This window comes from Burkholderia guangdongensis (assembly GCF_013403875.1).
Taxonomy (GTDB): domain Bacteria; phylum Pseudomonadota; class Gammaproteobacteria; order Burkholderiales; family Burkholderiaceae; genus Burkholderia; species Burkholderia guangdongensis.
Window position 1 is genome coordinate 150,161 of record NZ_JACBNX010000010.1, and the last position, 24,324, is coordinate 174,484.

A 24,324-nucleotide genomic window follows, 5' to 3' on the forward strand; every position below is an offset into this window, starting at 1 on the left:
TTAGTTGCGCCTATGGTAGCCCCACGAAAGCGACGTTCGCCAGAGAAATCGCGGCGGCGTTGCTCAGTCGCCCCATGCTTTCGCCGGCCGGGCCGATCGAGCCGGCTTGCGTGTGCCGGAGACGTCGGACGCCGCTTCGTATGCGGCAACCGCGAACGAGAACACGGCCGGCAACGCATTCGACCGCCCGAAATCGATCGGATCGTCGGTTTCCGGAAAAGCCATGTCCGCCGGGCGCTCGAACAACTGCCGCATGCCGGCGTCGTGCCGGCTGGCGAAACCGAGATCCGCCAGTGCTTCCGCCTCGATCGCGTGTAGCAGGCGCCAGGTCAGCGGAACCCGCTGGCGGATGTATCGCGCGGCAACGTGGCGAACGATCTGCTCCAGATCGTGTGCCGCAGCCTTGAAGCTGAGGGCGGCCAAATCCTGTTCGGTCATCACGGGCTCCTGTCGGTCAGCGTGGGCGCTTGCGCGGCCGTTCCGGTCCCGTGCAAGGCTGAGTGTCCGTATACTGTACAAATATACAGTACAGAGCGCAACTGGCCGTTCGGCCGACTGGACGTCCCGTCAGCGATGGATCACGATCAACAGCGCCTTTGCTTCGGCTTTGCCCGGATTGCGGATCGCGTGCGGCGCGTCGGCCGCGTAGCGCGCGGTGTCGCCGGATTTCAGCCGGCGCACGGTCGCCGCCGCCTCGATCTCGATCGCGCCCTGCAGCACGGTCAAATGCTCGCGCGTGCCCGGCTCGTGCGCATTCGACACGAGTGCGCCGCCGCCCGGCAACGTCAGCTCGTACCACTCGAACTTGCCGGCGAGATCGAGCGGGCCCCATACGCGGAGCTGATATCGGCCATCGTGACCGGACAGCGTCGGGATGTCGTGCGGGCCGTCGACGCGGATCATCTCCGGCGCGCGCGGCGGGGCGAAGAGTTCGTCGAGCGTGATGCCGAGCGCGTTGGTCAGGCGCCACGCGACGGCGATCGTCGGGTTGGCCTTGTCGCGCTCGATCTCGGAGAGCATCGATTTCGAGACGCCCGCGGCGCGCGACAGGTCGTCGAGCGTCAGCTGGCGCTCGTTGCGCAGGCGCTGAATCTGTTCGCCGACGCGCGGCGGCGTCGCGGCGGCGGGTGTCGAAGCGGGTGTCGAAGCGGGTGTCGAAGCGGCCGTCGCGGCGCCGCGACGCGATCCCGTGGAGCTTGCCATTTGAGTTCCGTTCGCTTAGAGTTGTTCGGTATTTCGAATTTTAGTTCGAAATACCGGAAATGAGCGGTCGATCGAGCGACCGACTATAACAGTAGCAGGCCGCTGCGCCGCCACGAGCGCGGCGGCGGCAAATCCAGTCAGGAGCTTTGCGATGCGTGATGCCTTTCTCGCCCATGTGCGCGGCACACTCGACCAGATCCGCGCGGACGGGTTCTACAAGACCGAACGCGAGATCGCGAGCCCGCAGGCGGCTGCGGTGCGGCTCGCCGGCGGCGCCGGCGTGCTGAATTTCTGCGCGAACAATTATCTCGGGCTCGCGGACGATCCGCGTCTCGTCGCCGCCGCGAAGGCCGGGCTCGATCAGGACGGGTTCGGGATGGCATCGGTGCGTTTCATCTGCGGCACGCAGACCGTGCACAAGCAGCTCGAAGCCGCGCTCGCCGCGTTCCTTGGCACCGAGGACAGCATTCTCTATTCGAGCTGCTTCGACGCGAACGGCGGCCTGTTCGAAACCCTGCTCGACGAGAACGACGCCGTGATCAGCGACGAGCTGAATCACGCGAGCATCATCGACGGCGTCCGGCTCTGCAAGGCGAAGCGCTTTCGCTACAGGAACAACGATCTCGCCGATCTCGAAGCGAAGCTGAAGGAAGCGGACGCGGCCGGCGCGCGCTACAAGCTGATCGCGACCGACGGCGTGTTCTCGATGGACGGCATCATCGCCGATCTGAAAGGCGTCTGCGATCTCGCCGATCGCTACGGCGCGCTCGTGATGGTCGACGATTCGCATGCGGTCGGCTTCATCGGCGAGCATGGCCATGGCACGCCCGAGCATTGCGGCGTCGAAGGGCGCGTCGACATCATCACCGGCACGCTCGGCAAGGCGCTCGGCGGCGCATCGGGCGGCTACGTCGCCGCGCGGCGCGAGATCGTCGCGCTGCTGCGCCAGCGCTCGCGTCCGTATCTGTTCTCGAACACGCTGACGCCGAGCATCGCCGCCGCGTCGCTGAAGGTGCTCGAGTTGCTCGGCAGCGACGAAGGCGCGCGGCTGCGTGCGCGCGTGCGCGAGAACGGCACGAGGTTTCGCGAGCGGATGACCGAAGCGGGCTTCACGCTCGTGCCGGGCGCGCATCCGATCATTCCGGTGATGCTCGGCGACGCGCAGCTCGCGACGAAGATGGCCGATGCGCTGCTCGCCGAGGGCGTCTACGTGATCGGCTTCTCGTTCCCGGTCGTGCCGCGCGGCCGCGCGCGCATCCGCACGCAGATGAGCGCCGCGCATACGCCCGAGCAGATCGATCGGGCCGTCGCCGCGTTCGTGCGCGTCGGCCAGTCGCTCGGTATCGTCTGACGGAGGCCCGGACATGAAAGCACTCGCCAAACTCGATCGCGCGCCCGGCCTGACGCTCACGCGCGTGAAGCGTCCCGAGGTCGGGCACAACGACGTCCTGATCCGGATTCGCCGCACCGCGATCTGCGGCACCGACATCCACATCTGGAAATGGGACGACTGGGCGCAGAAGACCATCCCCGTGCCGATGCACGTCGGCCACGAATACGTCGGCGAGATCGTCGAGATGGGGCAGGAAGTGCGCGGCTTCGCGATCGGCGACCGCGTGTCCGGCGAAGGTCACATCACGTGTGGCTTCTGCCGGAACTGTCGCGCGGGGCGGCGCCATCTGTGCCGCAACACGATCGGCGTCGGCGTGAATCGCGAGGGCGCGTTCGCCGAGTATCTCGCGATTCCCGCGTTCAACGCGTTCAAGATTCCGCCCGAGATCTCCGACGATCTCGCCGCGATCTTCGATCCGTTCGGCAACGCGACGCATACCGCGCTGTCGTTCAATCTCGTCGGCGAGGATGTGCTGATCACCGGCGCGGGCCCGATCGGCATCATGGCCGTCGCAATCGCGAAGCACGTCGGCGCGCGCAACGTCGTGATTACCGACATCAACGACTATCGCCTCGGCCTCGCCCGCCAGATGGGCGCGACGCGCGCGGTCAACGTCGCGCGCGAGTCGCTGCGCGACGTGATGGCCGAACTGCACATGAACGAAGGGTTCGACGTCGGGCTCGAGATGTCCGGCGTGCCGAGCGCGTTCACCGGCATGCTCGAGGCGATGAATCACGGCGGCAAGGTTGCGCTGCTCGGCATTCCGCCCGCGCAGACCGCGATCGACTGGAATCAGGTGATCTTCAAGGGCCTCGAGATCAAGGGCATCTACGGCCGCGAGATGTTCGAGACCTGGTACAAGATGGTCGCGATGCTGCAAAGCGGCCTCGACCTGTCGCCGATCATCACGCACCGCTTCGCGGTCGACGATTACGAGAAGGGCTTCGCCGCGATGCTGTCCGGAGAAAGCGGCAAGGTGATTCTCGACTGGACGACGGCCTGAGCGTTTCGACATCCTGGAGCTGGAGAGCGCTATGCCCGATTCCAACGAAATCCGTCCGCCCGTTCCGCCGTTCTCGCCCGACACCGCGAAGCAGAAAGTCCGTGCGGCCGAGGATGCGTGGAACTCGCGCGATCCGCGGCGCGTGTCGCTCGCGTATACGCCGCACAGCCGCTGGCGAAATCGCGCCGAGTTCGTCAACGGCCGCGACGAGATCGTCGCGTTCCTGCAGCGGAAGTGGGCGCGCGAGCTCGACTACCGGCTGATCAAGGAACTCTGGACGTGCGGCGGCAATCGCATCGCGGTGCGCTTCGCATACGAATGGCACGATGATGCCGGCAACTGGTTCCGCTCGTACGGCAATGAGAACTGGGAGTTCGACGACAACGGATTGATGGCGCGTCGTCATGCGAGTATCAACGACTTGCCGATCAGCGACGCGGATCGCCTGTTCCGCTGGCCACTCGGACGTCGCCCGGACGATCATCCGGGCCTGTCCGATCTCGGACTGTAGTGCGTCGTTCCCGGCTCGACGGTGAGGAAATACGGGAGCCGATTCAGGAGCCGATTCCCGAATCGATACGCTCCCGAAAAATCTCACCTCAAGCGCATCCGTGGCACGCGTCGGTCAACGCGCGATGCGCGCCGCGATCGCTTCCCCCACTTCCCGCGTGCCGGCCTGGCCGCCGAGGTCGCGCGTACGCGGCCCGTCCCGCAGCACGGCCTCGATCGCCGCGACGATTGCATCATGTGCGTCGCGCTCGATGCCCGCGCCGTGCCCGAGAAAGTCGAGCATCATCGCGGCCGACCAGATCATCGCGATCGGATTCGCGATGAATTGGCCCGCGATGTCGGGTGCGGAACCGTGCACCGGCTCGAACAGCGACGGGAACGTGCGGTCCGGATTCATGTTCGCCGATGGCGCGATCCCGATCGTGCCGGTGCACGCCGGGCCGAGATCGGACAGGATGTCGCCGAACAGGTTCGATGCGACGACGACGTCGAAGCGATCCGGCTGCAGCACGAAACGCGCGCACAGAATGTCGATGTGCTGTTTGTCCCATGCGACGTCCGGATAGCGCGCGGCCATCTCGGCCGCGCGCGCGTCCCACCACGGCATGCTGATCGCGATGCCGTTGCTCTTCGTCGCGACGGTGAGCCGCTTCGCGCGCCGCTGCGCGAGCTCGAACGCGAACTTCAGTACGCGTTCGGTGCCGTGCCGCGTGAAGATCGACTGCTGGACGACGATCTCGCGCTCGGTGCCGTCGAACATCGTGCCGCCGACGGCCGAGTATTCGCCCTCGGTGTTCTCGCGCACGATCATGAAATCGATGTCGCCGGCCTTGCGCCCGGCGAGCGGCGACGGCACGCCGTCGAACAGCCGCGCGGGCCGCAGGTTCACGTACTGGTCGAACTCGCGGCGGAACTTCAGCAGCGATCCCCACAGCGAGATGTGGTCCGGCACCGTCGCAGGCCAGCCGACCGAGCCGAACAGAATCGCGTCGACGCCCGCGAGCTGCGCCTTCCAGTCGTCCGGCATCATCTGGCCGTGCTGCGCATAGTAGTCGCAGCTCGCCCAGTCGATGTGCGTGAAATCGAAGCGAATCCCGTAGCGGGCCGTCACCGCGTCGAGCGCGCGCAGGCCTTCCGGCATCACCTCACGGCCGATGCCGTCGCCGGGAATCACCGCGATCCGATAAATCTTGTCGCTCATGCGAATGCTCCTTTGGAACCGAACCCTATCGTCGTGGTGTCGTCGCAGCGCGACGCCGTCGCGCAAAACGCGCAAAGGTGAGAGTTTACGGGACCTCGCATTCCACCCGCGCGCCCGCGTGCGCGGACGTCACAGCCGCTGCGCTTTCGCGAGCGTGAGCACGCGCGCCCAGCGCTGCGCGTCGCGTTTGTTCGTCATCGGCAGTGTCCACTCGCCGCGTGCGGCGTCGCGAACCCGCACGACGAGATGCCAGCGGCCGCCGATCGTCTCGGCATCGCAGCCGTTGAGCTGGGACAGCGTGTAGCGGCCGTCCGTGCCGTCGTGCGACAGCCAGAGCAGGCCTTGCGTCGCGGATACGCGCAGTTCGCCCCACGCGCGATGCGCGACGTGCGTCCAGCCCTCTTCCTTCGTGTTCGGCGCGACGTCGCGAACGCGCTTGATCCACCACGCGACGAGCGCGATCACGATCGCGGCGGCCAGTACGGCGGCGGTCACCGCGACCGGTTCGCCGAAGCGCGCGGCGATCGCGTGGAACGTTTGAACCGCGCCCCATCCGAGGGCGATCAGCGCGAACAGGACGATGAAAATCGGCATGACGGTCGAATCGAAAAAAGAAAAAGGCCGGCGCACGCGCCGGCCGCACGACTGACGGATCTACTTCCTGCGGTGGATGTCGTGCGTGACGAAGCCCGCGTCGTTGTCGGGCAGCGCGAGGCCGTTCTTGACCGCGAGCGTCCGGCGGATGTCCGCGAGCCCGGCGCTCCAGTGGTCGCGCATCGTCTGCAGACCGAACTGATAGTCCTTGTAGTGATGCTCGTACGCCTTCTGCTTGTAGATCAGGTGCTGGACGTTGTACTTCTTGCCGCACGCGATCTGCTGCGCCTCGATGCACCACGGATCGGTCTTGCGCTGCGCTTCCGGCACCTGCTCGAGCACGTGGCGCAGCACGTTGCGGTAGCGCTGCTCGCGCTGCATCGTGTCGGTGACGAAGCGCGTGCGGCTCGAATACTGGACGTCCTTCTGGCGCTCGGTGACGTCGGGCATCGAGCGCGGCAGCGGCCCGCGCGCGCTCCACAGGTCGACCTGGAACGCGAGCGTGTCGCGGCGCGGCGACGCGCGCAGCACTTCCATCAGCGGCGTGTTCGACACGATGCCGCCGTCCCAGTAATACTCGCCGTCGATCTCGACCGGTGCAAACGCGGGCGGTAGCGCGCCGGACGCCATGAAGTGCTCGGGCGCGAGCGTCGTGCGCGTGCTGTCGAAATAGATGAAATTGCCGGTGCCGACGTTGACCGCGCCGACCGACACGCGAATCTCGCCCGAATTGATCCGGTCGAAATCGCAGAACTTGAGCAGCGTGTCGCGCAGCGGCGACGTGTCGTACCAGCTGACCTTGTCCGGATCGTTCGACACGCCGGGCATCGGTGGCGGGAAGCGCGGCACGAAGAAGCCGAGCTGGCCCTGCACGACCGCGCTCGCGGCCTGCGACGCGGTGAAGAGCGTGCGGACCTGGTCGGTGCTGTTGAACAGCGCGAACTCGACCGGCGCGGGCAGCGACGGAAAGAACGCCGGCTGGCAGATCGTCTCCCAGAACGCGCGCAGCCGCTCGACGCGCCGCTCGGGCGGATTGCCGGCGATCAGCGCGGTGTTGAGCGCGCCGATCGAGATGCCCGCGATCCAGTTGAGCGGAATGCCCGCCTCGTGCAGCCCCTCGAACACGCCGGCCTGATACGCGCCGAGCGCGCCGCCGCCCTGCAGCACGAGCGCGATCGTCTCGTAGGGCAGCGCTGGCGCGGAAGGCGCGCCGGCCTCGTGTTGCAGTTCCATCGCGTCGACGGCCTGTTTTTCGGTGCGGGCGCGCGGCTTCATTGCATGAACCAGCCGTGGCTGACGACGAACGACTGGCCGGTGAGCGCGGCGCTCGGGAACGCCGACAGGAACGCGACCGTCTGCGCGACGTCCTGCACGGTCGTGAACACGCCGTCGACCGTGTTGCCGAGCATCACTTTCTTCACGACTTCCTCTTCGCTGATGCCGAGCTCCTTCGCCTGCTCCGGAATCTGCTTGTCGACGAGAGGCGTGCGCACGAAGCCCGGGCACACGACGTGCGAGCGGACGTTGTGCTTCGCGCCTTCCTTCGCGAGCACGCGCGCGAGGCCGAGCAGGCCGTGCTTCGCGGTCACGTACGCGGATTTCAGCGGCGACGCCTCGTGCGAGTGCACCGAGCCCATGTAGATCACGACGCCGCCGCGATCGTCCTTGTACATATGCTTGAGCGCGGCTTTCGTCGTCAGGAACGCGCCGTCGACGTGGATCGCCTGCATCTTCTTCCAGTCGGCGAACGAGTAGTTCTCGATCGGGTTGACGATCTGGATGCCGGCGTTCGACACGAGGATGTCGACCGAGCCGAACGTTTCGGCGACATGGTCGATGCCGGCATTGACCGCGTCCTCGCTCGTCACGTCCATCACGAGGCCGATTGCCTTGCCGCCCGCCTGCTTGATCTGGTCGGCGACGGCGTTCGCGCCGTCGAGGTTCAGGTCGGCGATCGCGACCGCCGCGCCGGCCTTCGCGAGCTCCAGCGCGATTTCCTTGCCGATGCCGCTCGCGGCGCCCGTGACCACTGCGGTTTTGCCAGTCAGATTGCTCATGATCGAATTTCCTTCGTACTTGAAAGGTGAAAAGAGGACAGCAGACGTTACTGAGCCAGGTAATCGTAGACGACTTCGCCGAGTCCGAGTGTCAAATCGGCGACCAGATGGCGCGCCTCGACGATTTCGAGCACCGGCAGATCGGCGACCGGCGCGAGCGCGTGCGGGTCGAGCTTCAGCGACGCGGGGCCCGTCCACGCGCCCTTCATCACGATGTCCTGCATGTAGTAGCGCACGAGCTCGCACACGCGCGCCGTGCCGTCGACGTGCGGAATGATCTTCAGCAGGAAGTTCGGGCCGGCGAGACGCTTCGACTGCTCGGCGATGTCGAGCTCGCGGTGCTTGTAGCCCATCGTGCCGGTCGCGACGCGCACCTTGCCGTAGTCGAGCGTGCCGAGCAGGTGGTCGGTGTTCACGTTGAGCGTCGGCGATGCGAGCTTCTTCGGGAAGCCCCACAGCTCGCGGCCGCCGGCGATCGGCGGATGGTCGTCGAGATACATCGCGAGCGTGTAGCCACCGGCCTGGCCTTCGTATTCGACCGGAATCACCTGGCCGCTCTCGGTGTAGTCGCCGAAGCCGGTCGAGTCGGCCATCCGGATGAATTCGTAGTGCACGAGCGGCTCGGTGATCTTCAACGGCTCCGGCACGACTTCGCGCAGACGAGCGGGATCGGTGCGGTACGTGATGATCAGGAACTCACGGTCGACGAAACGGTACGGACCCATCGGGAACGCGGGGCTCGTCAGCGGCATCGCAAACGCCTTCGATCGGACGTCACTCGGCTTCATGCAAGACTCCTGGTTGTTGATCGTGTCGTGGATGAGGGTGTCGCTATCCTATGCCTGCGCGTGCGCATTGTGCGACGCCGCAGCTGGAATTGATTGTTGCGCGAATCGGAGAATCGACGGTGCAAATGTTGATTCGAAACGCGCAATAGGGGGATCTGTTCTCGAAACGCCAATCGCTGCAGGTCCGGATGGTGACACGATCGGGGCTGAGGTGAGGGTTTTCGGGAACATGGGTGAGGGTTTGCGGGAGACTCTCCGCGCGAAATGTTGCAAATTCGTGAAAGTGTGCTGCAATGCAGCCTTTCGGGCCGCCGCCGAGCGTCACGCAACTGTCACTTAAGTATCGCTTAAGCGTGCGCGCCCTAGCATCGGGTGACCACGCGTATCCGCGCGCTCGCCCCGTCCACGTTTTCCGTTCCGCCATGCAGAATCTCAATCTCACCCTTTTTTCCGCGATCAACGCGGGACCGGCGCCGCAGCCCGGCGTCGTCAAGCTGGCGGTCTTCGCGGCCGACTGGCTCGTTTATGCGATTCCCGCGATGCTGCTGCTGACCTGGCTGTGCGGCGCGCGGCCGACGCGGCGCCAGGCGATCGAGGCCGGGCTCGGCGCGTGCGTCGCGCTCGCGCTCGGGCAGGTGTTCTCGACCTTCTGGTTTTCGCCGCGGCCGTTCATGGCCGGCGTCGGCACGCAACTGATCGCGCATGCGCCGGACGGATCGTTTCCGAGCGATCACATGACGTTCGCGTGGAGCCTCGCGGTCGGCATGCTGCTCGGCAGCACGACGCGCGCGACCGGTATCGTGATGGCGCTCTGCGCGGCGGCGATCGCGTGGGGGCGGATCTACGTCGGCGTGCATTGGCCGTTCGACATGGCGGGCGGCGTGCTCGTCGGCACCGCGGGCGCGCTCGCCGCGCATCTGTACGGGCGGCCCGTGACGGCGCTGCTCGAGCGGATCGGCGAGAGCGTGCATGCGCTCGTTCCGGGGCATCGGCGTGCGTAAGGACGCGTAACGAACAAGTTCGATGCGGCGCGCGCCGGTTTCGCGTCGCGTCGTGTCGCGTCAATCGTCGAGCGTTTCGTGCACCGCGCTCGCGCCGCGCCTCCAGTACGCGGACGCACGGATGCGCGACTTGTCGATGCCGCGTTCCGTGGTCAGATGGTGCCGCACCGCGCGCATCGCGAGCGCCTCGCCGGCCGCCCATACGTAGCCGTCGCCCGGCGGCAGCGGCAGGTCGCGCAATGCGTCCGGCAGCGCGTCGCCGCCGTCGGCTGCATCGCGAAAACGCCAGATTTCATGCACGTGCGCGCGCGTGCCGAACGCGATCCGCGCGGAACGGTCCGCGACTTCGAGCACGACCGCCGCGCGCGAGCCTGCCGGCAATTCCTCGAGCCGCCGCGCGATCGCGGGCAGCGCCGTGTCGTCGCCGATCAGCAGGTGCCAGTCGAAATCGTCGGGAATCACGAACGAGCCGCGCGGCCCGCCGACGCCGAGCCACTGGCCGACGCGCGCCTGCGCGGCCCACTGCGACGCCGGCCCCGGATGATTCAGCACGAACTCGAGATCGAGCTCGCGCGCGGCGCGATCGAAGCGGCGCGGCGTGAAATCGCGCGCGACCGGTTTCGGCTCGCCTTCCGGAAACACCGGGCCGTTCGGCCCCATCTCCGGCATCGCGGGGCGCTCGGCGCCGGGCGGCGGGAAGAAGACCTTGATGTGATCGTCGAACGACGACGATTCGAAATCCGCCAGATCGGGGCTGCTCAGCGTGACGCGCAGCAGATGCGGCGTCACCGCGTGCACGCGCGTGACCTGCAGCAGCCGGAACTTGATCGCGTGGCGCACGCGGGTCACGGCGCGCGCCACGGACGAGGGCGTGGTTTGGGTTTGGGTTGGGGTGGGTGTCTGGGTCAAATCGGTTCTCCGGGTTGCGTTCGCGTGGATCACGCGTCGGAACGGCGTTCGATTTCGTCGGTCGCGCGGCGCAGGATCTCCGCGATCCGCCGCTGTTCGTCGGTGGCGGCACCGCTGCGGCGCAGCAGCGCGCGCCTCAGCGCGAGGCGGGCGTCGACGAATTCCTGCAGCCAGCCCTGAAAGTCGTCCGGCGTGTCGCGCGGCGCTTCGCCCGCGAACGCGCGGCGCATGAATTCCATCTTTCGCGCGAGATGCGTGAGACGCGCGAACAGCATCTCGACGCGTTCGCGCTGCGAGTCGAGGTGCGCGCGCCCGGCGTCGTTGAGCGAGTAGCGCTTGCGGTTGCCTTCGACCTGCACGTTCACGAAGCCGACTTCCTCCAGATACGTGAGCGCCGGATAGACCATCCCGGGGCTCGGGCTGTAGAAGCCGTTCGAGCGGGTGTCGAGCGCCTTGATCAGTTCGTAGCCGTGGCTCGGCTGTTCGGCGAGCAGCGCGAGCAGCATCAGTTGCAGGTCGTCGGCGCTGAACTGGCGGCCGCGCGGCAGCGAGTCGTCGCCGCCGCCGCTGAAGCCGCCGTAGCCATTCGAATCGCCGCCGTACGAACCGCCGCGCCGGTCCTGGCGATGGCGCCCGATCGCTTCCCAGAACGCCAGCAGCGGCGAGTAGCCGTAGAGGCCGTAACCGGTGCAACCGGCCGGGCCGTAGGGGTAGCAGTGTCGCATGATCGTGTCCCATATATATCGGAAAACATATCTAAAGATATATATCGAAAGATACAAAGTCAATGCGATTTATTGGGGGTCGGGTGGTTGGCGGGTGTGTGTAGGTTTGCAAAAAAGTGGCCTTTATTTGCCTGTCGCCGATCCTGTACGCATGGAGATGCGATGCCGCAGCCAGTATTGCGACATCCGGTGCCCTCAGCTACATTAGCGGCCCAACCTAGGGAATGGCAGGTGCTCCCGGAGGAGCCGCCTGACGCACCCAGCCGGCGTCGCGCGCCGGTCGGTACCGTTGCGCCCAACATGAGGCGCTTCGGACCGCCGCGGGGCTGGAGTAAGCGCTGAAGCGCCAACTCCAGCCAACCGCGCCATGGGATCGGAGTAAGCGCTGAAGCGCTCACTCCGATCGACACAGGAGACAACGATGGACGTGCGGCAACGCGATCACATCGAGACCGTGGTCCTGACGACCACCGGCGAGTTGCCGGCAGCCGCGCGGGCGCACGATGCGATCATCCAGAGCTCGTGGCAGCGCTGCGTGCACCAGTACGGCCTTGATCCGGCCCGCATGCAGGAAGCGCGTATCCTGCCGCAGATGCGCCTGCGCGAACACCAGCAACGCATCGACGATTTCACGCGGATTGCCCGCCATGGCCTCGAAACCCTGTACGGCCAAGTGAGGGAGATGGGCTACGTGGTACTGTTGACGGATGCCGACGGCGTCACCGTCGACTACCTGGGCCATGCCAATGCGGACGCAGCCTTGCGTCGCGCCGGCCTCTATCTGGGCGCCGAATGGAGCGAGAACGGCGCTGGCACCTGTGCTGTGGGTACCGCGCTGGCGACCGGTCAGGCCTTGACGGTGCATCAGGGCGATCATTTCGATGCGACGCATATTCCGCTGACTTGCACCGCCGCGCCGCTGTTCGATTCGTATGGCCAGCTCAACGCGATTCTCGATATCTCCGCGCTGAGTTCACCGCAGGCCAAGTACAGTCAGATGCTTGCGCTGCAAGTGGTGCGCATGTACGTCAACCAGATCGAGGACGCTTATTTTCTGCGCCGGCACCGACAGGACTGGATACTCAAGCTCAGTCCGGCGCCCGAATTCCTTGAAGTCAATCCGGAGTACCTGATCGCACTCGACGCCGCCGGCCGAATCTCCGGCCATAACCGCCGCGCTCAGCAAATGCTGATAGCCGAGCCGGGTGTTGATGCGATGGGACCGTCGCTGCTCGGCGTGCGGTTCGAGGCGTTGTTTGATGCGCGTCCGGAGGAGCTGGGCCGGTTCGTCTATTCGCGACCTAGCGAGCAGCGCGTCGTGCGGCTGAGCCACAGCGGAAAATGGCTCTACCTGAGCGTTATGCCGCCGGTGCTGGTCTTGCATCATGGAATACAGGACAGCGTGTCGCCTCCGCTGCCGGCCGAGCTGGCGGCGCTATGCGGCGGAGATGCGGCATTGCAGCAGCAATTGCAACGTGCCGCCAAGCTGATCGATTCGCCCATCAACCTGCTTATCAACGGCGAGACCGGAAGTGGCAAGGAATTCCTGGCCAAGGCGCTTCATCGAGCGAGCTCACGCCGCAATGGCCCGTTCGTCGCGATCAATTGCGCGGCGATTCCCGAAACGCTGATTGAGAGCGAGTTGTTCGGGCATCTGCCGAACAGCTTCTCGGGTGCCAGTTCCAGATCCAAGCGTGGTCTGATTGAGGAGGCCAACGGCGGCACGCTGTTCCTCGACGAGATTGGTGACATGCCGCGCGAGTTACAGTCGCGCCTGCTCCGAGTGCTGTCCGAAGGCGAAGTGCTGGCGATCGGCGCTTCGCGTCCGGTGCCCGTCGATGTCCGGGTGATTTCGGCTACTCACCACTCGCTCGATCAATTGATCAGCAACGGGCGGTTTCGCGAGGACCTCTATTACCGTCTCAACGGTGCGCGCTTCGTGCTGCCGCCGCTGCGCGAGCGCACCGATCTAGACTGGCTCGTGCAGAAGGTGCTTGCCGTGCCGGAGGGCGCGCCCGGTTTCACGATCTCGGAACTGGCGCGTGAGCGGCTGCATCGCCATCGCTGGCCCGGCAATCTGCGTGAATTGCGCAATGCACTCGAATATGCGCGCGCGGTTTGCAGCGATGGCCACATCGAAGCGGGTGACCTGCCCGAAGGCGTCGGCGAGACAGCCGCAGCAACTGTTGAAGCGCGCGTGGTGTCCGACATAGCGGTGAATTCGGCCGATGCATTGGAGCAGCACACGCTGCCGCCTGAGGGCGCGTTGCTCATGCAGCACTTGCGCGCCTCTGGTTGGAACCTGAGTGCCGTCGCGCGTCAGATTGGCATTAGCCGCATGACACTGTACCGCCGCATGGCGCGCTATGGCATTCAGCCGCCAAACCGCTGCGACACAGGTGCAGGTGATATCCGGCGCTGAATGCACGGCCGTCGCGTCCGGTCGATACACCTGTCCACCGTGATGCAACTGCAGCTGTGACATCTGTCACGGCCGCACGTCCCCACTCTGTATTTCATGCTCATATTTTCGGGGTATTCCCCTAAATTTTCTGCTCATCCGGTGTGATGCGGCACTGGCATGGAAGTTGCGGTACATACGCCTGTCAGAACAAGCACATTAGGAGACAGGCATGCGCGAACCTTTCCTGGTTCGTCCTCCGCTGGTTGGCATCATCGCCAATCCCATTTCGGCACGCGATATTCGCCGGGTGATCGCCAACGCGAACAGCCTGCAACTGGCCGATCGCGTGAATATCGTCCTGCGGCTGCTGGCGGCGCTGGCCGCCGGCGGCGTTGGCCGCGTGCTGATGATGCCGGACCGGGAAGGCCTGCGGGTCATGCTGCAGCGGCATCTGGCGCGCTCGCAAGGGCCTGATGCCGCGATAGCGGCAGTCGACTACCTGGACATGCCGGTCACCGGCAGCGTGGACGACACGCTGCGTGCCGCGCACATGATGCGCGAGGCGGGCGTAGCCGCCATCGTGGTGCTCGGCGGTGACGGGACGCATCGTGCCGTGGTTCGCGAGTGCGGCGACGTACCGATCGTCGGCCTCTCCACCGGCACCAACAATGCCTTTCCCGAAATGCGCGAGCCCACCATCACCGGGCTGGCGACCGGCCTGTTCGCGAGCGGGCGTATCCCGGCATGGTGCGCGCTCGCGAGCAACAAGCGCCTGGACGTGACGATTCGCGAGCCGAACGGAGCGGTGCGCCGCGATATCGCTCTGGTGGACGCGGTCATCTCCCGCGAGCAGTACATCGGCGCGCGTGCCGTGTGGAAGACCGACACACTGACTGCGGTCTACGTGTCATATGCCAGTCCACAAGCAATCGGCCTGTCTGCCATCGCCGGCCTTCTCGAACCGATTGGCCGAGACGAACCCGGCGGTCTGGCCATCGAGCTGGGCAGGCCGGGCCGTTGCGCTTTCGAGTTGATTGCGCCGATCGCGCCCGGACTGATGCGGCCGGTGCCGATCGCCTACTGGCACCGCCTCGAGCATGCCGTGCCGCAGCGTGTGCAACAGCGTGCCGGCATCGTCGCGCTCGACGGCGAGCGCGAGCTTGCCTTCGATCAGCATGACGAAGTTTTCGTGACCTTGAACGAGAACGCCTTTCGCAGCATCGACGTGGCCGCCTGCATGAGCTATGCGGCAGGCGCGCAGCTGATGCGCAGCGGTGCAGGCACGAGCCTGCCCGCTTCCGAGTTCCGCACCCCCACCCCCCAAACCTGAAAAAGGAGACAAACATGGAAGCAGACATCGCAGCAGGGCAGGGTCGGCTGCCGCTCGACAAGGAGACGCTGCTCTCGGTCTATCGCAAGATGCGCACGATCCGCGAGTTCGAAGAGCGGCTGCACGTCGACTTCGGCCGTGGAGACATTCCCGGCTTCGTCCACCTCTATGCCGGCGAGGAAGCGACCGGGGTCGGCATTCTGCACCACCTGGGTGACGGCGACCGTATTGCGAGCACGCACCGCGGACACGGCCATTGCATCGCCAAAGGCGTGGACCCGGTGGCGATGATGAAGGAGATCTACGGCCGCAAGGGAGGCTCCTGCAACGGCAAGGGCGGCTCGATGCATATCGCGGACCTGTCCAAGGGGATGATGGGCGCCAATGGCATTCTCGGCGCCGGTGCGCCGTTGATATGCGGCGCGGCGTTGGCTGCCAAGTTCCGCGGCAAAGGCGAGATTGGCATCACCTTCTGCGGCGACGGCGCGTCGAACCAGGGCACCGTTCTCGAAAGCCTGAACCTGGCCGCAGTCTGGAATTTGCCGGTGATCTTCGTGATCGAGAACAACGGCTATGCCGAATCGACCGCGCGCGAATACGGCACCGCCGTGGATAGCTATGTCGATCGTGCCGCTGGCTTCGGTATCCCTGGCGTGACGGTGGACGGCACCGACTTCTTCGCCGTGCACGAGGCCGCGGGCGAAGTCATCCGGCGCGCGCGCGAGGGCGGCGGGCCGTCGTTGCTCGAGTGCAAGACGGTGCGTTTCTACGGCCATTTCGAAGGTGATGCGCAGACTTATCGCGCGCCCGGCGAACTCGACGACATTCGCAGCAACAAGGATTGCATCAAGAAGTTCGCGCACACGGTGACGCGAGCGGAGGTGATTTCGCGCGATGCGCTGGATGCGATCGATCGCGAGGTCGCGGCGCTGATCGAGCATTCGGTCGTGGAAGCCAAGGCGGCACCGTTGCCGGGACCTGAGGATCTGCTCGCGGACGTCTACGTCAGCTATTGAAATCCTTTCGCGACGACCGATCCAATCATCCAATCAGGAGACTTAACCATGGCCCGAAAATTGAGCATGAAGCTGGCGATCAATGAAGCGATCGACCAGGAAATGAGCCGCGACCCGAGCGTGATCATGCTGGGCGAGGACATCGTCGGCGGCGCCGGTGCGAACGGCGAAAAGGACGCGTGGGGCGGCGTGCTCGGCGTGACCAAGGGCTTGTACGCCAAGCACGGCGACCGGCTGCTCGACACGCCGCTGTCCGAGTCCGCCTACGTGGGCGCGGCAATCGGCGCGGCCGCGTGCGGCATGCGGCCGATTGCCGAGCTGATGTTCATCGACTTCATGGGCGTGTGCTTCGACCAGATCTACAACCAGGCCGCGAAGTTTCGCTACATGTTCGGCGGCAAGGCCGAAACGCCGGTGGTGATCCGCGCGATGGTCGGCGCCGGCTTTCGGGCAGCCGCCCAGCACAGCCAGATGCTTACGCCGTTGTTCACGCACATTCCCGGCCTCAAGGTGGTGTGCCCGTCCACGCCTTATGACACCAAGGGGCTGCTGATCCAGGCCATCCGCGACAACGATCCGGTGATCTTCTGCGAGCACAAGAACCTGTATGGCCTCGAAGGCGAGGTGCCGGAGAACTCGTATACGGTTCCGTTCGGCGAGGCCAACATCGTGCGCGACGGCAAACACGTATCGATTGTCACTTACGGCCTGATGGTTCATCGGGCATTGGAGGCCGCCACGACGCTGGCCAAGGAGGGCATCGAGGCCGAGATCGTGGATCTGCGCACGCTGTCGCCGCTGGATATCGACACCGTGCTGGAAACGGTCGAGAACACCGGCCGTCTGGTGGTAGTGGACGAGGCTAGCCCGCGCTGCAACATCGCCACCGATATCTCGGCACAGGTTGCTCAGCACGCTTTCGGTGCGCTCAAGGCCGGCATCGAGATGGTCTGCCCGCCGCATACCCCGGTGCCGTTCTCGCCCGCGCTCGAAGACCTGTACATCCCGAGTGCCGCGCAGATCGCGGAAGCGGCGCGCCGCACGATGAACGGAGGGAAGAACTGATGGCCGCGATTACCCCGATCGTGATGCCCAAGTGGGGGCTGGAGATGCGCGAAGGCACCGTGCAGGACTGGCTGGTGCGGGAAGGTGAGCGCATCGAAGTCGGAACGGCGCTGGTCGATGTGGATACCGACAAGATTTCCAACTCGGTAGAAGCCCCGGATGCCGGACTGCTGCGCCGCATCGTCGCGCAGAGCGGCGAGACGCTGCCGGTCAAGGCGCTGCTCGGCGTGCTCGCGGAGACGGACGTGAGCGATGCCGAGATCGAAGCCTACATCGCCGCGTTCGAGGTGCCGGCCGCCGACAGCGACGACGAAGACGCCGGCCCTGCGTTCGACTATGCAGAGGTGGACGGTATTCGCGTGCGCTATGCGCGGCGCGGGGCGGAGTCGGGCACGCCGGTGCTCTTCATCCACGGCTTCGGCGGCGACCTGAACAACTGGCTGTTCAACCTCGATGCGGTGGCTGAGAAGCACCCGGTGATCGCGTTGGACCTGCCGGCGCACGGGCAGTCCACGATCAAGCTGGCCGGCGCCACGCTCAAGGCGCAGGCGGCTTTCGTCGGCAAGTTCATGGATGTCATTGGCGTGGCGTCGGCGCACCTGGTCGGCCACTCGATGGGCGGCGGCGTGGCCGCGCAGATCGCAGTGGACGCGCCGCAGAAGGCGGCCTCGCTGGCGCTGATCGACAGCGCCGGCTTCGGCGATGAGGTCAACGCCGACTACACCGACGGCTTCGTGCGCACCGATTCACGCCGCGAACTCAAGCCCGTGGCCGAGCTGCTGTTCGCCGACACCGCGCTGGTGAGCCGCCAACTGCTGGACGATCTGCTCAAGTACAAGCGCCTGGACGGCGTGACCGAAGCGCTCGGCGCGCTGGGCACCCAACTGTTCGGTGGCGGCAAGCAGAGCGAACAGCCCGGCAAGGCGCTGGGCAGCTTCGGCAAGCCGGTGCTGGTGATCTGGGGCAGCCAGGATCGGGTCATTCCGAGCAGCCATGCCAAGGCCGCGCCCGCCGGCGCGAAGGTGGAACTGCTCGACGGCGCCGGCCACATGCCGCAGATGGAGAAGGCCAACGAGGTGAATGCACTGCTGCGCCGGCATCTGAACCCGTGAATCAAGGAATTCGAACCATGAAAGCAGCACGTTTTTATGATCGCGGAGACATCCGCATCGAAGACATACCCGAGCCTGTCGTGGAGCCCGGCACCGTCGGCATCGACGTGGCCTGGTGCGGTATCTGCGGCACGGATCTGCACGAATTCATGGAGGGGCCGATTTTCATTCCGCCTTGCGGCCATCCGCATCCGATCTCCAAGGAGTCCGCTCCCATCACGATGGGCCATGAATTTTCCGGCGTGGTGTATGCCGTGGGTGAAGGCGTGACAGATATCGAAGTCGGCCAGCATGTGGTGGTGGAGCCCTACATCGTGGCCGACGACGTGCCCACGGGGCCGGGCGACAAGTATCACTTGTCCAGGAACATGAATTTCATCGGCCTGGGCGGCCGTGGCGGCGGCCTGTCCGAAAAGATCGCCGTCAAGCGCCGTTGGGTGCACCCGATCTCCAACGCTATTCCGCTGGATCAGGCTGCCCTGATCGAACCCCTGTCGGTGGGCCACCATGCCTTCACCCGCAGCGGCGCCAAGGCTGGCGATGTGGCCTTGGTCGGCGGAGCCGGCCCAATTGGCCTGCTGCTGTCAGCGATTCTGAAAGCCAAGGGCCTGAGCGTCATCGTCACGGAGCTGAGTGCTGCGCGCAAGGAAAAGGCCCGCGAATCCGGCGTCGCCGATTACATCCTGGATCCGACCGAAGTGGACGTGGTCGCGGAAGTGATGAAGATCACCGGCGGCAAGGGCGTGGACGTGGCGTTTGAATGCTCCAGCGTGAACAAGGTCCTGGACACTTTGGTGGCCGCGACCACATCGACCGGCGTGGTGGTCATCGTGTCCATCTGGAGCCATCCGGCCACCGTCAACGTACACAGCGTGGTCATGAAGGAGCTGGACGTGCGCGGGACGATCGCGTATTGCAACGACCATCAGGAAACCATCAAGCTGGTAGAGGGCGGCAAGATCAATCTGGAGCCGTTCATCACCCAACGCATTCAATTGGATGACCTGATTTCGCAAGGATTTGACACCCTGATCCACAACAATGAATCAGCCGTGAAAATCATCGTTCAGCCCAGAATGAAGTGAGTATGGGCTCCTCCGTGGGAGGAGCATATCTGCCTATCCGGGCCTCCGGCGGCTGGGCCGTAGCCGGATGAGGCGAAGCCAAGGCACCAATACCAAGGAGACTTTCATGCAGCAAGCTTCTCTTCCCCTGGCCGGCAAATCGGCCGTCGTGACCGGCGGCGCGCGCGGCATCGGCCGTGGCATCGTCATGGCGCTGGCCGAGGCCGGCGCCGACATCCTCATCGCCGACCTGCTGGAGGACGACATGCGCGCCACGCAGGAGGCCGTGCGAAGTCTGGGCCGCAAGGCGCTGGTGCGCCGCGTGGATGTGACCGACGCCGCGCAGGTGCAGGCCATGGTCGATCAGAGCGTGACCGAACTGGGCGGCCTGGACATCCTCGTCAACTGCGCGGGCGTCATCAACATCCACCCGGTCGCGGATCTCACCGAGAAAGACTGGGACTTCGTCATGGACGTCAACGCCAAAGGTACCTTCCTGGGCTGCAAAGCCGCGCTGGGGCCGATGCGTGCGCGGCAGTCGGGGCGCATCATCAACGTGGCATCTATCGCTGGCAAGGAAGGCTTTCCCAACCTTGCGCACTACAGTGCTTCCAAGTTCGCTGTGGTGGGCTTTACCAACGCGCTGGCCAAGGAGGTGGCGCAGGAGGGCATCACAGTTAACGCCATCTGTCCCGGCATCGTGCGCACGTACATGTGGGACCGTCTGGCCGACGAGTGGAAGAACGACGGAGAATCGGTGGAGGACTCGTGGGCTCGCCACCAGCTCACACTCATTCCGCAAGGTCGCGCACAGACGCCGCAGGACATGGGGCGATTGGCGCTGTTCTTCGCGACGATGGACAACGTCACCGGCCAGTCGGTCAACGTGGACGGCGGATTTACCTTCCACTAAGCAGCGAAGCGCCGCCCCGCTCCCTCGAGCCAGCCTATTTCGTGAGCCTATGCCATTTGACATCGTCGACTTCGAGGCCGGCGCCGCGGATCCTCTTGCTGCGGAGACGGCGCTGCTGTCGCTGGCCGAGACAGGCCGGTGCGTCGCGCATATGTGGCAGGCACCGCTGTCGCTGGTGGTGCCGCGCAGTTACCGGCGGTTCGCCGCCCTGGAGAGCGCTCGCGCCGAGTTCGCACGGCGCGGTTGCCCGGTTTTTCTGCGCATGTCTGGCGGTGGGCTGGTGCCGCAGGGGCCGGGCATTCTCAACCTAAGCCTGGCCTACCTGGTGCGGGGCACCGTGGGGGCGCTTTCTGAAGGGGTTTATAGGCATCTGTGCGAAATCTTGCGCGAGGCGCTGGGCACGTTGGGACTTCAGACGCATTGGCAGGCGGTGGAAGGCTCATTTTGCGACGGACGCTTCAACCTTGCCTGGGGTCCGCCGGGCGATGCACGAAAGCTCGCTGGTACCGCGCAATACTGGCGTGGCGTGCGATCGGGTGCGGGCTCCCATGCGCCGATGCATGCCGTGTTAGCTCACGCGGTGCTGCTGGTTAGCGCCGATCCTGAGGAGATCAACCAGCGTGCCAATGCTTTCGAGGACGCCATCGAAAGTGGAAGGTGCTACGACGCCGGGCGTGTGGTTAGCGTACAGCAGGCGCTTTCCCGAACCGGTGCGGCACCGTCTGACGGGCTCATCGACTCGGTTATGTCGGCGCTGCGCGCGAGCGTGATGGCTACGACACCGCCTGTCGATAACGACGATTGAATGCAGCCGGTGGGAATAGCGCCAACGAAGCGAGGATTGTCGACCACGCGATTCGCTCTTGCGAGTCTCGCCCCCGACTTCCCATGCTGACAATCAAATGGAGACGAGTGATATGGAACCCATCAAATCCAGCGTCGATACCCCGTCGACCTACGCAACGGGGCGTGCGGGAATCACGTTCAGGCCGTTTGTATTTCCAATTGCGGTATTTCTGATTGTGCATGTCGTCAGTCTTGGCGTGTGGCGTCTGTTCGTCGACCCCGCCATAGCGGTCTGGCGGTATTACCCTCAACCGTTCGGCATGTACCTCTTTTGGGGCATCCTCGTTCTCGTCTTTATTGGCTTCAATTTCGGCATGGCCGGATTTTCCTCTTTGAAGCAACCACTGCGAGGCTTTGCCGCCACGGGTATGACGCTGCTGTTTGCCTTTGCCATTGCCGGCACGATCGCGCATGGCTACGGGTTTCTGGACCCTGCATTCAGCGCGGCAAGCAATGCCGGATACGGTGCAGCCGGCCTAATCGTTCTAATTGGTTTCTACGGCTTCGGCATCGTGGCTACCGGAATGGGTGGATGGCCCTGGTCCGATGCCGGATTGAGCCCGGCGATAGGAGGATTCGCACAACTGGCAAATGGTTGTTGTCTGACTGTGCTCGGCTATTTCCTACTCGTCTATCCCAACCTGTCATCCACTTCCGTTTCGCATGGAGTCTTGCTGACGCTACCCGTTGTGATTGGTTGGTTTTATTCCGTCATTGTCGCGTGGCTGACGACCTTTCTTATTTTCGACAATTGGCCATGGAACATGCTGAAGCACAGAAGTCACATCGCATTTGCCGCGTTTGCAGGCAATTTCCTGCTGGGGACGGCAATCTATTTCGGACATCTCGCGCTGCTAAAGTCGATTCTGATTCCGGACGAGGCGCTAGGAAAGATCGGATCGATGCTGCCGAGCTGGGCTGCGCAACTCGGTGTGTGGATCGTATTCTGGCTGATCTTCTGGGCCAACGTGACGGGCAATTTTCCGCATCGGTTCGGCACTTTCACGGATCGGGTGATCCGTGCGATCGCATGCTGGAGTCTGGGCGTCATCTCTTTCGTGATTTATACACGCTGGTTTTCGGGGGTCGTCCTACATGAGTCAGCGATCGTTCCCGGCTTTGGTGGAGACCCGCTCACATGGGTCGACCTGCTTAACTTCGTCATGTTGATCTACGTTGTCTATTTTGAATTTTTTGGAATTTCAAAGATTAGAATGCCTAATTGATTTGCAGGGGTGATGCGGCAAGAAAGTGTCGGATCGGTGGAGGAAATCGGACATCCCGTACAAGTGTGATGTCCCTCTTTGATTCGACATGGGACAGTCGTTTTTGGTCGGCTCGCACTTGTATTACAGGAGATTTTCGTGTCCAGAGTTGATCTTATTCAACCGGATGCTTTGTCAGCGGCAGACCGGGAAATCATTGAGCAGGCGCTGAGTGCATTGTTGCGGGAACGATCAGTCGCCTATGAGATTGCTGTCAACGTCGCTATTGCGCGAGGTCTTGTCCAACCTAACGTCTTTGATTTCGGTTTGCCGGATATCCTCCGGCTAAGACGTGCGATCTAAGCAATGTTCGTATTTGCGAGCGCCACCCAGAGCACAAACAAGTGAGGCGAAAGCGAGATGGCGGGCAGTAAGTATGACTCTCCTTGCATGCGTTTAAACACTTGGCAAGGTGCTCATTTTTCTGGGCAAGCTGCTGTCAGCAGTTTTGAGGGATTTTTAAAACCATCTCCAAGAAGGGAAAGTCGATGAGTCTCATTGAAGTCCAAATACCCGACATCGGCGACTTCAGTGGTGCCGACGTAATCGAGTGCGACATGCTCGGCGCCGGCCCCGGCGGCTATACGGATCCGGAAGTCGCATGGGCCGGCAAGACGGAAGAGCAGTGCAAGGCCGAAGGGATCAAGTTCGGCAAGGCGGTGTTCCCGTGGGCCGCGTCGGGCCGCGCGATCGCGAACGGTCGCGACGAAGGCTTCACGAAGCTGATCTTCGACGAGGAAACGCATCGAGTGATCGGTGGCGGCATCGTCGGGCTGAACGCGGGCGACCTGATCAGTGAAGTGTGCCTAGCGGTCGAAATGGGCGCGGACGCCGAGGGCATTGGCAAGACGATCCATCCGCACCCGACGCTCGGCGAATCGGTCGGAATGGCTGCGGAACTGTACGAAGGCGTCTGTACCGATCTGCCGCCGCAGCGGAAGAAGTAGGCGCTGAGGGTGCCACAACGCCTGACGACCCGGATCAGACCGATGCCGACTGCCCAGAATCAGTTTTGCATATGACCGAACCAGGTGCTAATGCGCCAAGTTCGGTCGACATCAGCGTGAGATGAGGAAACGAAAATCATGACGCAATTGTTCGAAGGAGGGCTCGGCCACAACGACGAAAACTACGTGCCGCTGACACTGAACCGCTCCCGGTTTGGTGGGGCGCAAACTGTTTTGCTCAGGAAGCGAAATATCCCAAGCCAGCATCATGGACAGGAGATACAAAATGAATCCCTTTGATCTGAAGCAACTCGGCCTCGACGTCGACTATCCGTATCGCCAGCAGTACGACAACTACATCGGCGGCAAGTGGGTGCCGCCGGCCAACGGCGAATATTTCGAGAACGTTTCGCCGATCAACGGGCAGCCGTTCTGCCGCGTGCCGCGCTCGAGCGGCGCCGACATCGAATTCGCGATCGACGCCGCGCACGCGGCGCGCCGCAAGTGGGGCAAGACGTCCGTGACCGAGCGCTCGAACCTGCTGCTCGCGGCCGCCGACCGGATGGAGCAGAACCTGAAGTTGCTCGCGGTCGCGGAGACGATCGACAACGGCAAGCCGCTGCGCGAGACGATGGCCGCCGACCTGCCGCTCGCGGTCGACCATTTCCGCTACTTCGCGGGCTGCGTGCGCGCGCAGGAAGGTTCGATCTCCGAGATCGACGACAACACGGTCGCGTATCACTTTCACGAGCCGCTCGGCGTCGTCGGCCAGATCATTCCGTGGAATTTCCCGCTGCTGATGGCCGCGTGGAAGCTCGCGCCGGCGCTCGCGGCCGGCTGCTGCGTCGTGATGAAACCGGCCGAGCAGACGCCCGCGTCGGTGCTCGTGCTGATGGAGATCATCGGCGACCTGTTCCCGGCCGGCGTGATCAACATCGTGAACGGCTTCGGCAAGGAGGCGGGCGAGGCGCTCGCGAC

25 protein-coding genes and 1 pseudogene are annotated in these 24,324 nt (G+C 64.3%); 17 read left to right on the plus strand and 9 right to left on the minus strand.

Annotated features, from left to right (window positions below; all coding sequences use genetic code 11):
* Positions 1 to 63: 63 nt before the first annotated feature.
* Together HZI36_RS11875 and HZI36_RS11880 are read right to left on the minus strand one after the other, a co-directional pair.
* Positions 64 to 438, minus strand: coding sequence for a DUF2471 family protein (locus tag HZI36_RS11875; protein WP_179402842.1), 375 nt, complete (start codon positions 436 to 438; stop codon positions 64 to 66).
* A 129-nt stretch (positions 439 to 567) separates the two neighbouring features.
* A complete protein-coding gene (locus HZI36_RS11880; protein WP_179402843.1) occupies positions 568 to 1,203 on the minus strand; it encodes a helix-turn-helix domain-containing protein in 636 nt (211 codons plus the stop codon).
* Positions 1,204 to 1,354: 151 nt separating this feature from the next.
* Here HZI36_RS11880 and HZI36_RS11885 point away from each other — a divergent pair, with 151 nt between their 5' ends.
* Genes HZI36_RS11885 through HZI36_RS11895 form a run of 3 tightly spaced genes read left to right on the plus strand, consistent with a single transcriptional unit; the run spans position 1,355 to position 4,110 of the window.
* Positions 1,355 to 2,554, plus strand: coding sequence for a glycine C-acetyltransferase (locus HZI36_RS11885; RefSeq protein WP_179402844.1), 1,200 nt, complete (start codon positions 1,355 to 1,357; stop codon positions 2,552 to 2,554).
* Between the two features lie 13 nt (positions 2,555 to 2,567).
* Positions 2,568 to 3,599 (plus strand): L-threonine 3-dehydrogenase, encoded by a 1,032-nt coding sequence (gene tdh, locus HZI36_RS11890; RefSeq protein ID WP_179402845.1) that lies wholly within the window; start codon positions 2,568 to 2,570, stop codon positions 3,597 to 3,599.
* A 31-nt stretch (positions 3,600 to 3,630) separates the two neighbouring features.
* Positions 3,631 to 4,110: a nuclear transport factor 2 family protein gene (locus HZI36_RS11895; RefSeq protein WP_179402846.1), complete on the plus strand. Its 480-nt coding sequence runs from the start codon at positions 3,631 to 3,633 to the stop codon at positions 4,108 to 4,110.
* 114 nt (positions 4,111 to 4,224) lie between these two features.
* Here HZI36_RS11895 and HZI36_RS11900 read toward each other — a convergent pair whose 3' ends face one another.
* The 5 genes from HZI36_RS11900 to HZI36_RS11920 form a co-directional block, all read right to left on the minus strand.
* The gene (locus HZI36_RS11900) at positions 4,225 to 5,310 is read right to left on the minus strand and encodes a tartrate dehydrogenase (protein WP_179402847.1); all 1,086 of its coding nucleotides are present in this window, start codon (positions 5,308 to 5,310) and stop codon (positions 4,225 to 4,227) included.
* A gap of 129 nt (positions 5,311 to 5,439) precedes the next feature.
* Positions 5,440 to 5,904 carry a hypothetical protein gene (locus HZI36_RS11905; protein WP_179402848.1) on the minus strand — a complete coding sequence of 155 codons (465 nt, stop codon included), beginning with the start codon at positions 5,902 to 5,904 and terminating at the stop codon, positions 5,440 to 5,442.
* 60 nt (positions 5,905 to 5,964) lie between these two features.
* Complete coding sequence (locus tag HZI36_RS11910; protein WP_179402849.1) at positions 5,965 to 7,179, minus strand: patatin-like phospholipase family protein; 1,215 nt, start codon at positions 7,177 to 7,179, stop codon at positions 5,965 to 5,967.
* Positions 7,176 to 7,961, minus strand: a complete 786-nt coding sequence (locus HZI36_RS11915; RefSeq protein WP_179402850.1) for a 3-hydroxybutyrate dehydrogenase — start codon at positions 7,959 to 7,961, stop codon at positions 7,176 to 7,178. Before HZI36_RS11915 ends, HZI36_RS11910 begins: the two co-directional genes overlap by 4 nt.
* Positions 7,962 to 8,008: 47 nt before the next feature.
* Complete coding sequence (locus tag HZI36_RS11920; RefSeq protein WP_179402851.1) at positions 8,009 to 8,749, minus strand: acetoacetate decarboxylase; 741 nt, start codon at positions 8,747 to 8,749, stop codon at positions 8,009 to 8,011.
* 422 nt (positions 8,750 to 9,171) lie between these two features.
* On the opposite strand from HZI36_RS11920, the gene HZI36_RS11925 reads away from it, so the two are divergent.
* Complete coding sequence (locus HZI36_RS11925) at positions 9,172 to 9,750, plus strand: phosphatase PAP2 family protein (protein WP_179402852.1); 579 nt, start codon at positions 9,172 to 9,174, stop codon at positions 9,748 to 9,750.
* Between the two features lie 60 nt (positions 9,751 to 9,810).
* On the opposite strand, the gene HZI36_RS11930 is transcribed toward HZI36_RS11925, so the two are convergent.
* Positions 9,811 to 10,611, minus strand: coding sequence for a siderophore-interacting protein (locus HZI36_RS11930; protein ID WP_343050120.1), 801 nt, complete (start codon positions 10,609 to 10,611; stop codon positions 9,811 to 9,813).
* A 77-nt stretch (positions 10,612 to 10,688) separates the two neighbouring features.
* Complete coding sequence (locus HZI36_RS11935) at positions 10,689 to 11,384, minus strand: PadR family transcriptional regulator (RefSeq protein ID WP_179402853.1); 696 nt, start codon at positions 11,382 to 11,384, stop codon at positions 10,689 to 10,691.
* Positions 11,385 to 11,805: 421 nt separating this feature from the next.
* Between HZI36_RS11935 and HZI36_RS11940 the strand changes: the two genes are divergently transcribed.
* From HZI36_RS11940 to HZI36_RS12000, 13 genes and pseudogenes are all read left to right on the plus strand, one after another.
* A complete protein-coding gene (locus HZI36_RS11940) occupies positions 11,806 to 13,806 on the plus strand; it encodes a sigma-54-dependent Fis family transcriptional regulator (protein WP_179402854.1) in 2,001 nt (666 codons plus the stop codon).
* Positions 13,807 to 14,017: 211 nt separating this feature from the next.
* Positions 14,018 to 15,118 carry an ATP-NAD kinase family protein gene (locus tag HZI36_RS11945; protein ID WP_179402855.1) on the plus strand — a complete coding sequence of 367 codons (1,101 nt, stop codon included), beginning with the start codon at positions 14,018 to 14,020 and terminating at the stop codon, positions 15,116 to 15,118.
* A gap of 14 nt (positions 15,119 to 15,132) precedes the next feature.
* Positions 15,133 to 16,134: a thiamine pyrophosphate-dependent dehydrogenase E1 component subunit alpha gene (locus tag HZI36_RS11950; RefSeq protein WP_179402856.1), complete on the plus strand. Its 1,002-nt coding sequence runs from the start codon at positions 15,133 to 15,135 to the stop codon at positions 16,132 to 16,134.
* Between the two features lie 48 nt (positions 16,135 to 16,182).
* Positions 16,183 to 17,199, plus strand: coding sequence for an alpha-ketoacid dehydrogenase subunit beta (locus tag HZI36_RS11955; protein WP_179402857.1), 1,017 nt, complete (start codon positions 16,183 to 16,185; stop codon positions 17,197 to 17,199).
* Entirely contained in the window at positions 17,199 to 18,311 is a 1,113-nt protein-coding gene (locus HZI36_RS11960) for an acetoin dehydrogenase dihydrolipoyllysine-residue acetyltransferase subunit (protein WP_179402858.1), read from the plus strand. The genes HZI36_RS11955 and HZI36_RS11960 overlap by 1 nt, the downstream gene beginning before the upstream one ends.
* A 17-nt stretch (positions 18,312 to 18,328) precedes the next feature.
* The gene (locus HZI36_RS11965) at positions 18,329 to 19,396 is read left to right on the plus strand and encodes a 2,3-butanediol dehydrogenase (RefSeq protein ID WP_179402859.1); all 1,068 of its coding nucleotides are present in this window, start codon (positions 18,329 to 18,331) and stop codon (positions 19,394 to 19,396) included.
* Positions 19,397 to 19,502: 106 nt separating this feature from the next.
* Positions 19,503 to 20,288: an SDR family NAD(P)-dependent oxidoreductase gene (locus HZI36_RS11970; RefSeq protein ID WP_179402860.1), complete on the plus strand. Its 786-nt coding sequence runs from the start codon at positions 19,503 to 19,505 to the stop codon at positions 20,286 to 20,288.
* Between the two features lie 49 nt (positions 20,289 to 20,337).
* Complete coding sequence (locus HZI36_RS11975) at positions 20,338 to 21,093, plus strand: lipoate--protein ligase family protein (protein WP_179402861.1); 756 nt, start codon at positions 20,338 to 20,340, stop codon at positions 21,091 to 21,093.
* A 112-nt stretch (positions 21,094 to 21,205) separates the two neighbouring features.
* Positions 21,206 to 22,360, plus strand: coding sequence for a hypothetical protein (locus tag HZI36_RS11980; RefSeq protein WP_218883815.1), 1,155 nt, complete (start codon positions 21,206 to 21,208; stop codon positions 22,358 to 22,360).
* A 138-nt stretch (positions 22,361 to 22,498) separates the two neighbouring features.
* Positions 22,499 to 22,702, plus strand: a complete 204-nt coding sequence (locus tag HZI36_RS11985; RefSeq protein WP_179402862.1) for a hypothetical protein — start codon at positions 22,499 to 22,501, stop codon at positions 22,700 to 22,702.
* A gap of 278 nt (positions 22,703 to 22,980) precedes the next feature.
* Positions 22,981 to 23,346 (plus strand): annotated as a pseudogene (locus tag HZI36_RS11990) (dihydrolipoyl dehydrogenase); the annotation flags it as partial.
* A 138-nt stretch (positions 23,347 to 23,484) separates the two neighbouring features.
* On the plus strand, positions 23,485 to 23,646 hold the full coding sequence (locus tag HZI36_RS11995; protein ID WP_179402863.1) for a hypothetical protein: 162 nt from the start codon (positions 23,485 to 23,487) through the stop codon (positions 23,644 to 23,646).
* Positions 23,633 to 24,324: aldehyde dehydrogenase family protein (locus HZI36_RS12000; RefSeq protein ID WP_179402864.1), on the plus strand; the 692-nt coding region annotated here is incomplete at its 3' end. The genes HZI36_RS11995 and HZI36_RS12000, both read left to right, overlap by 14 nt.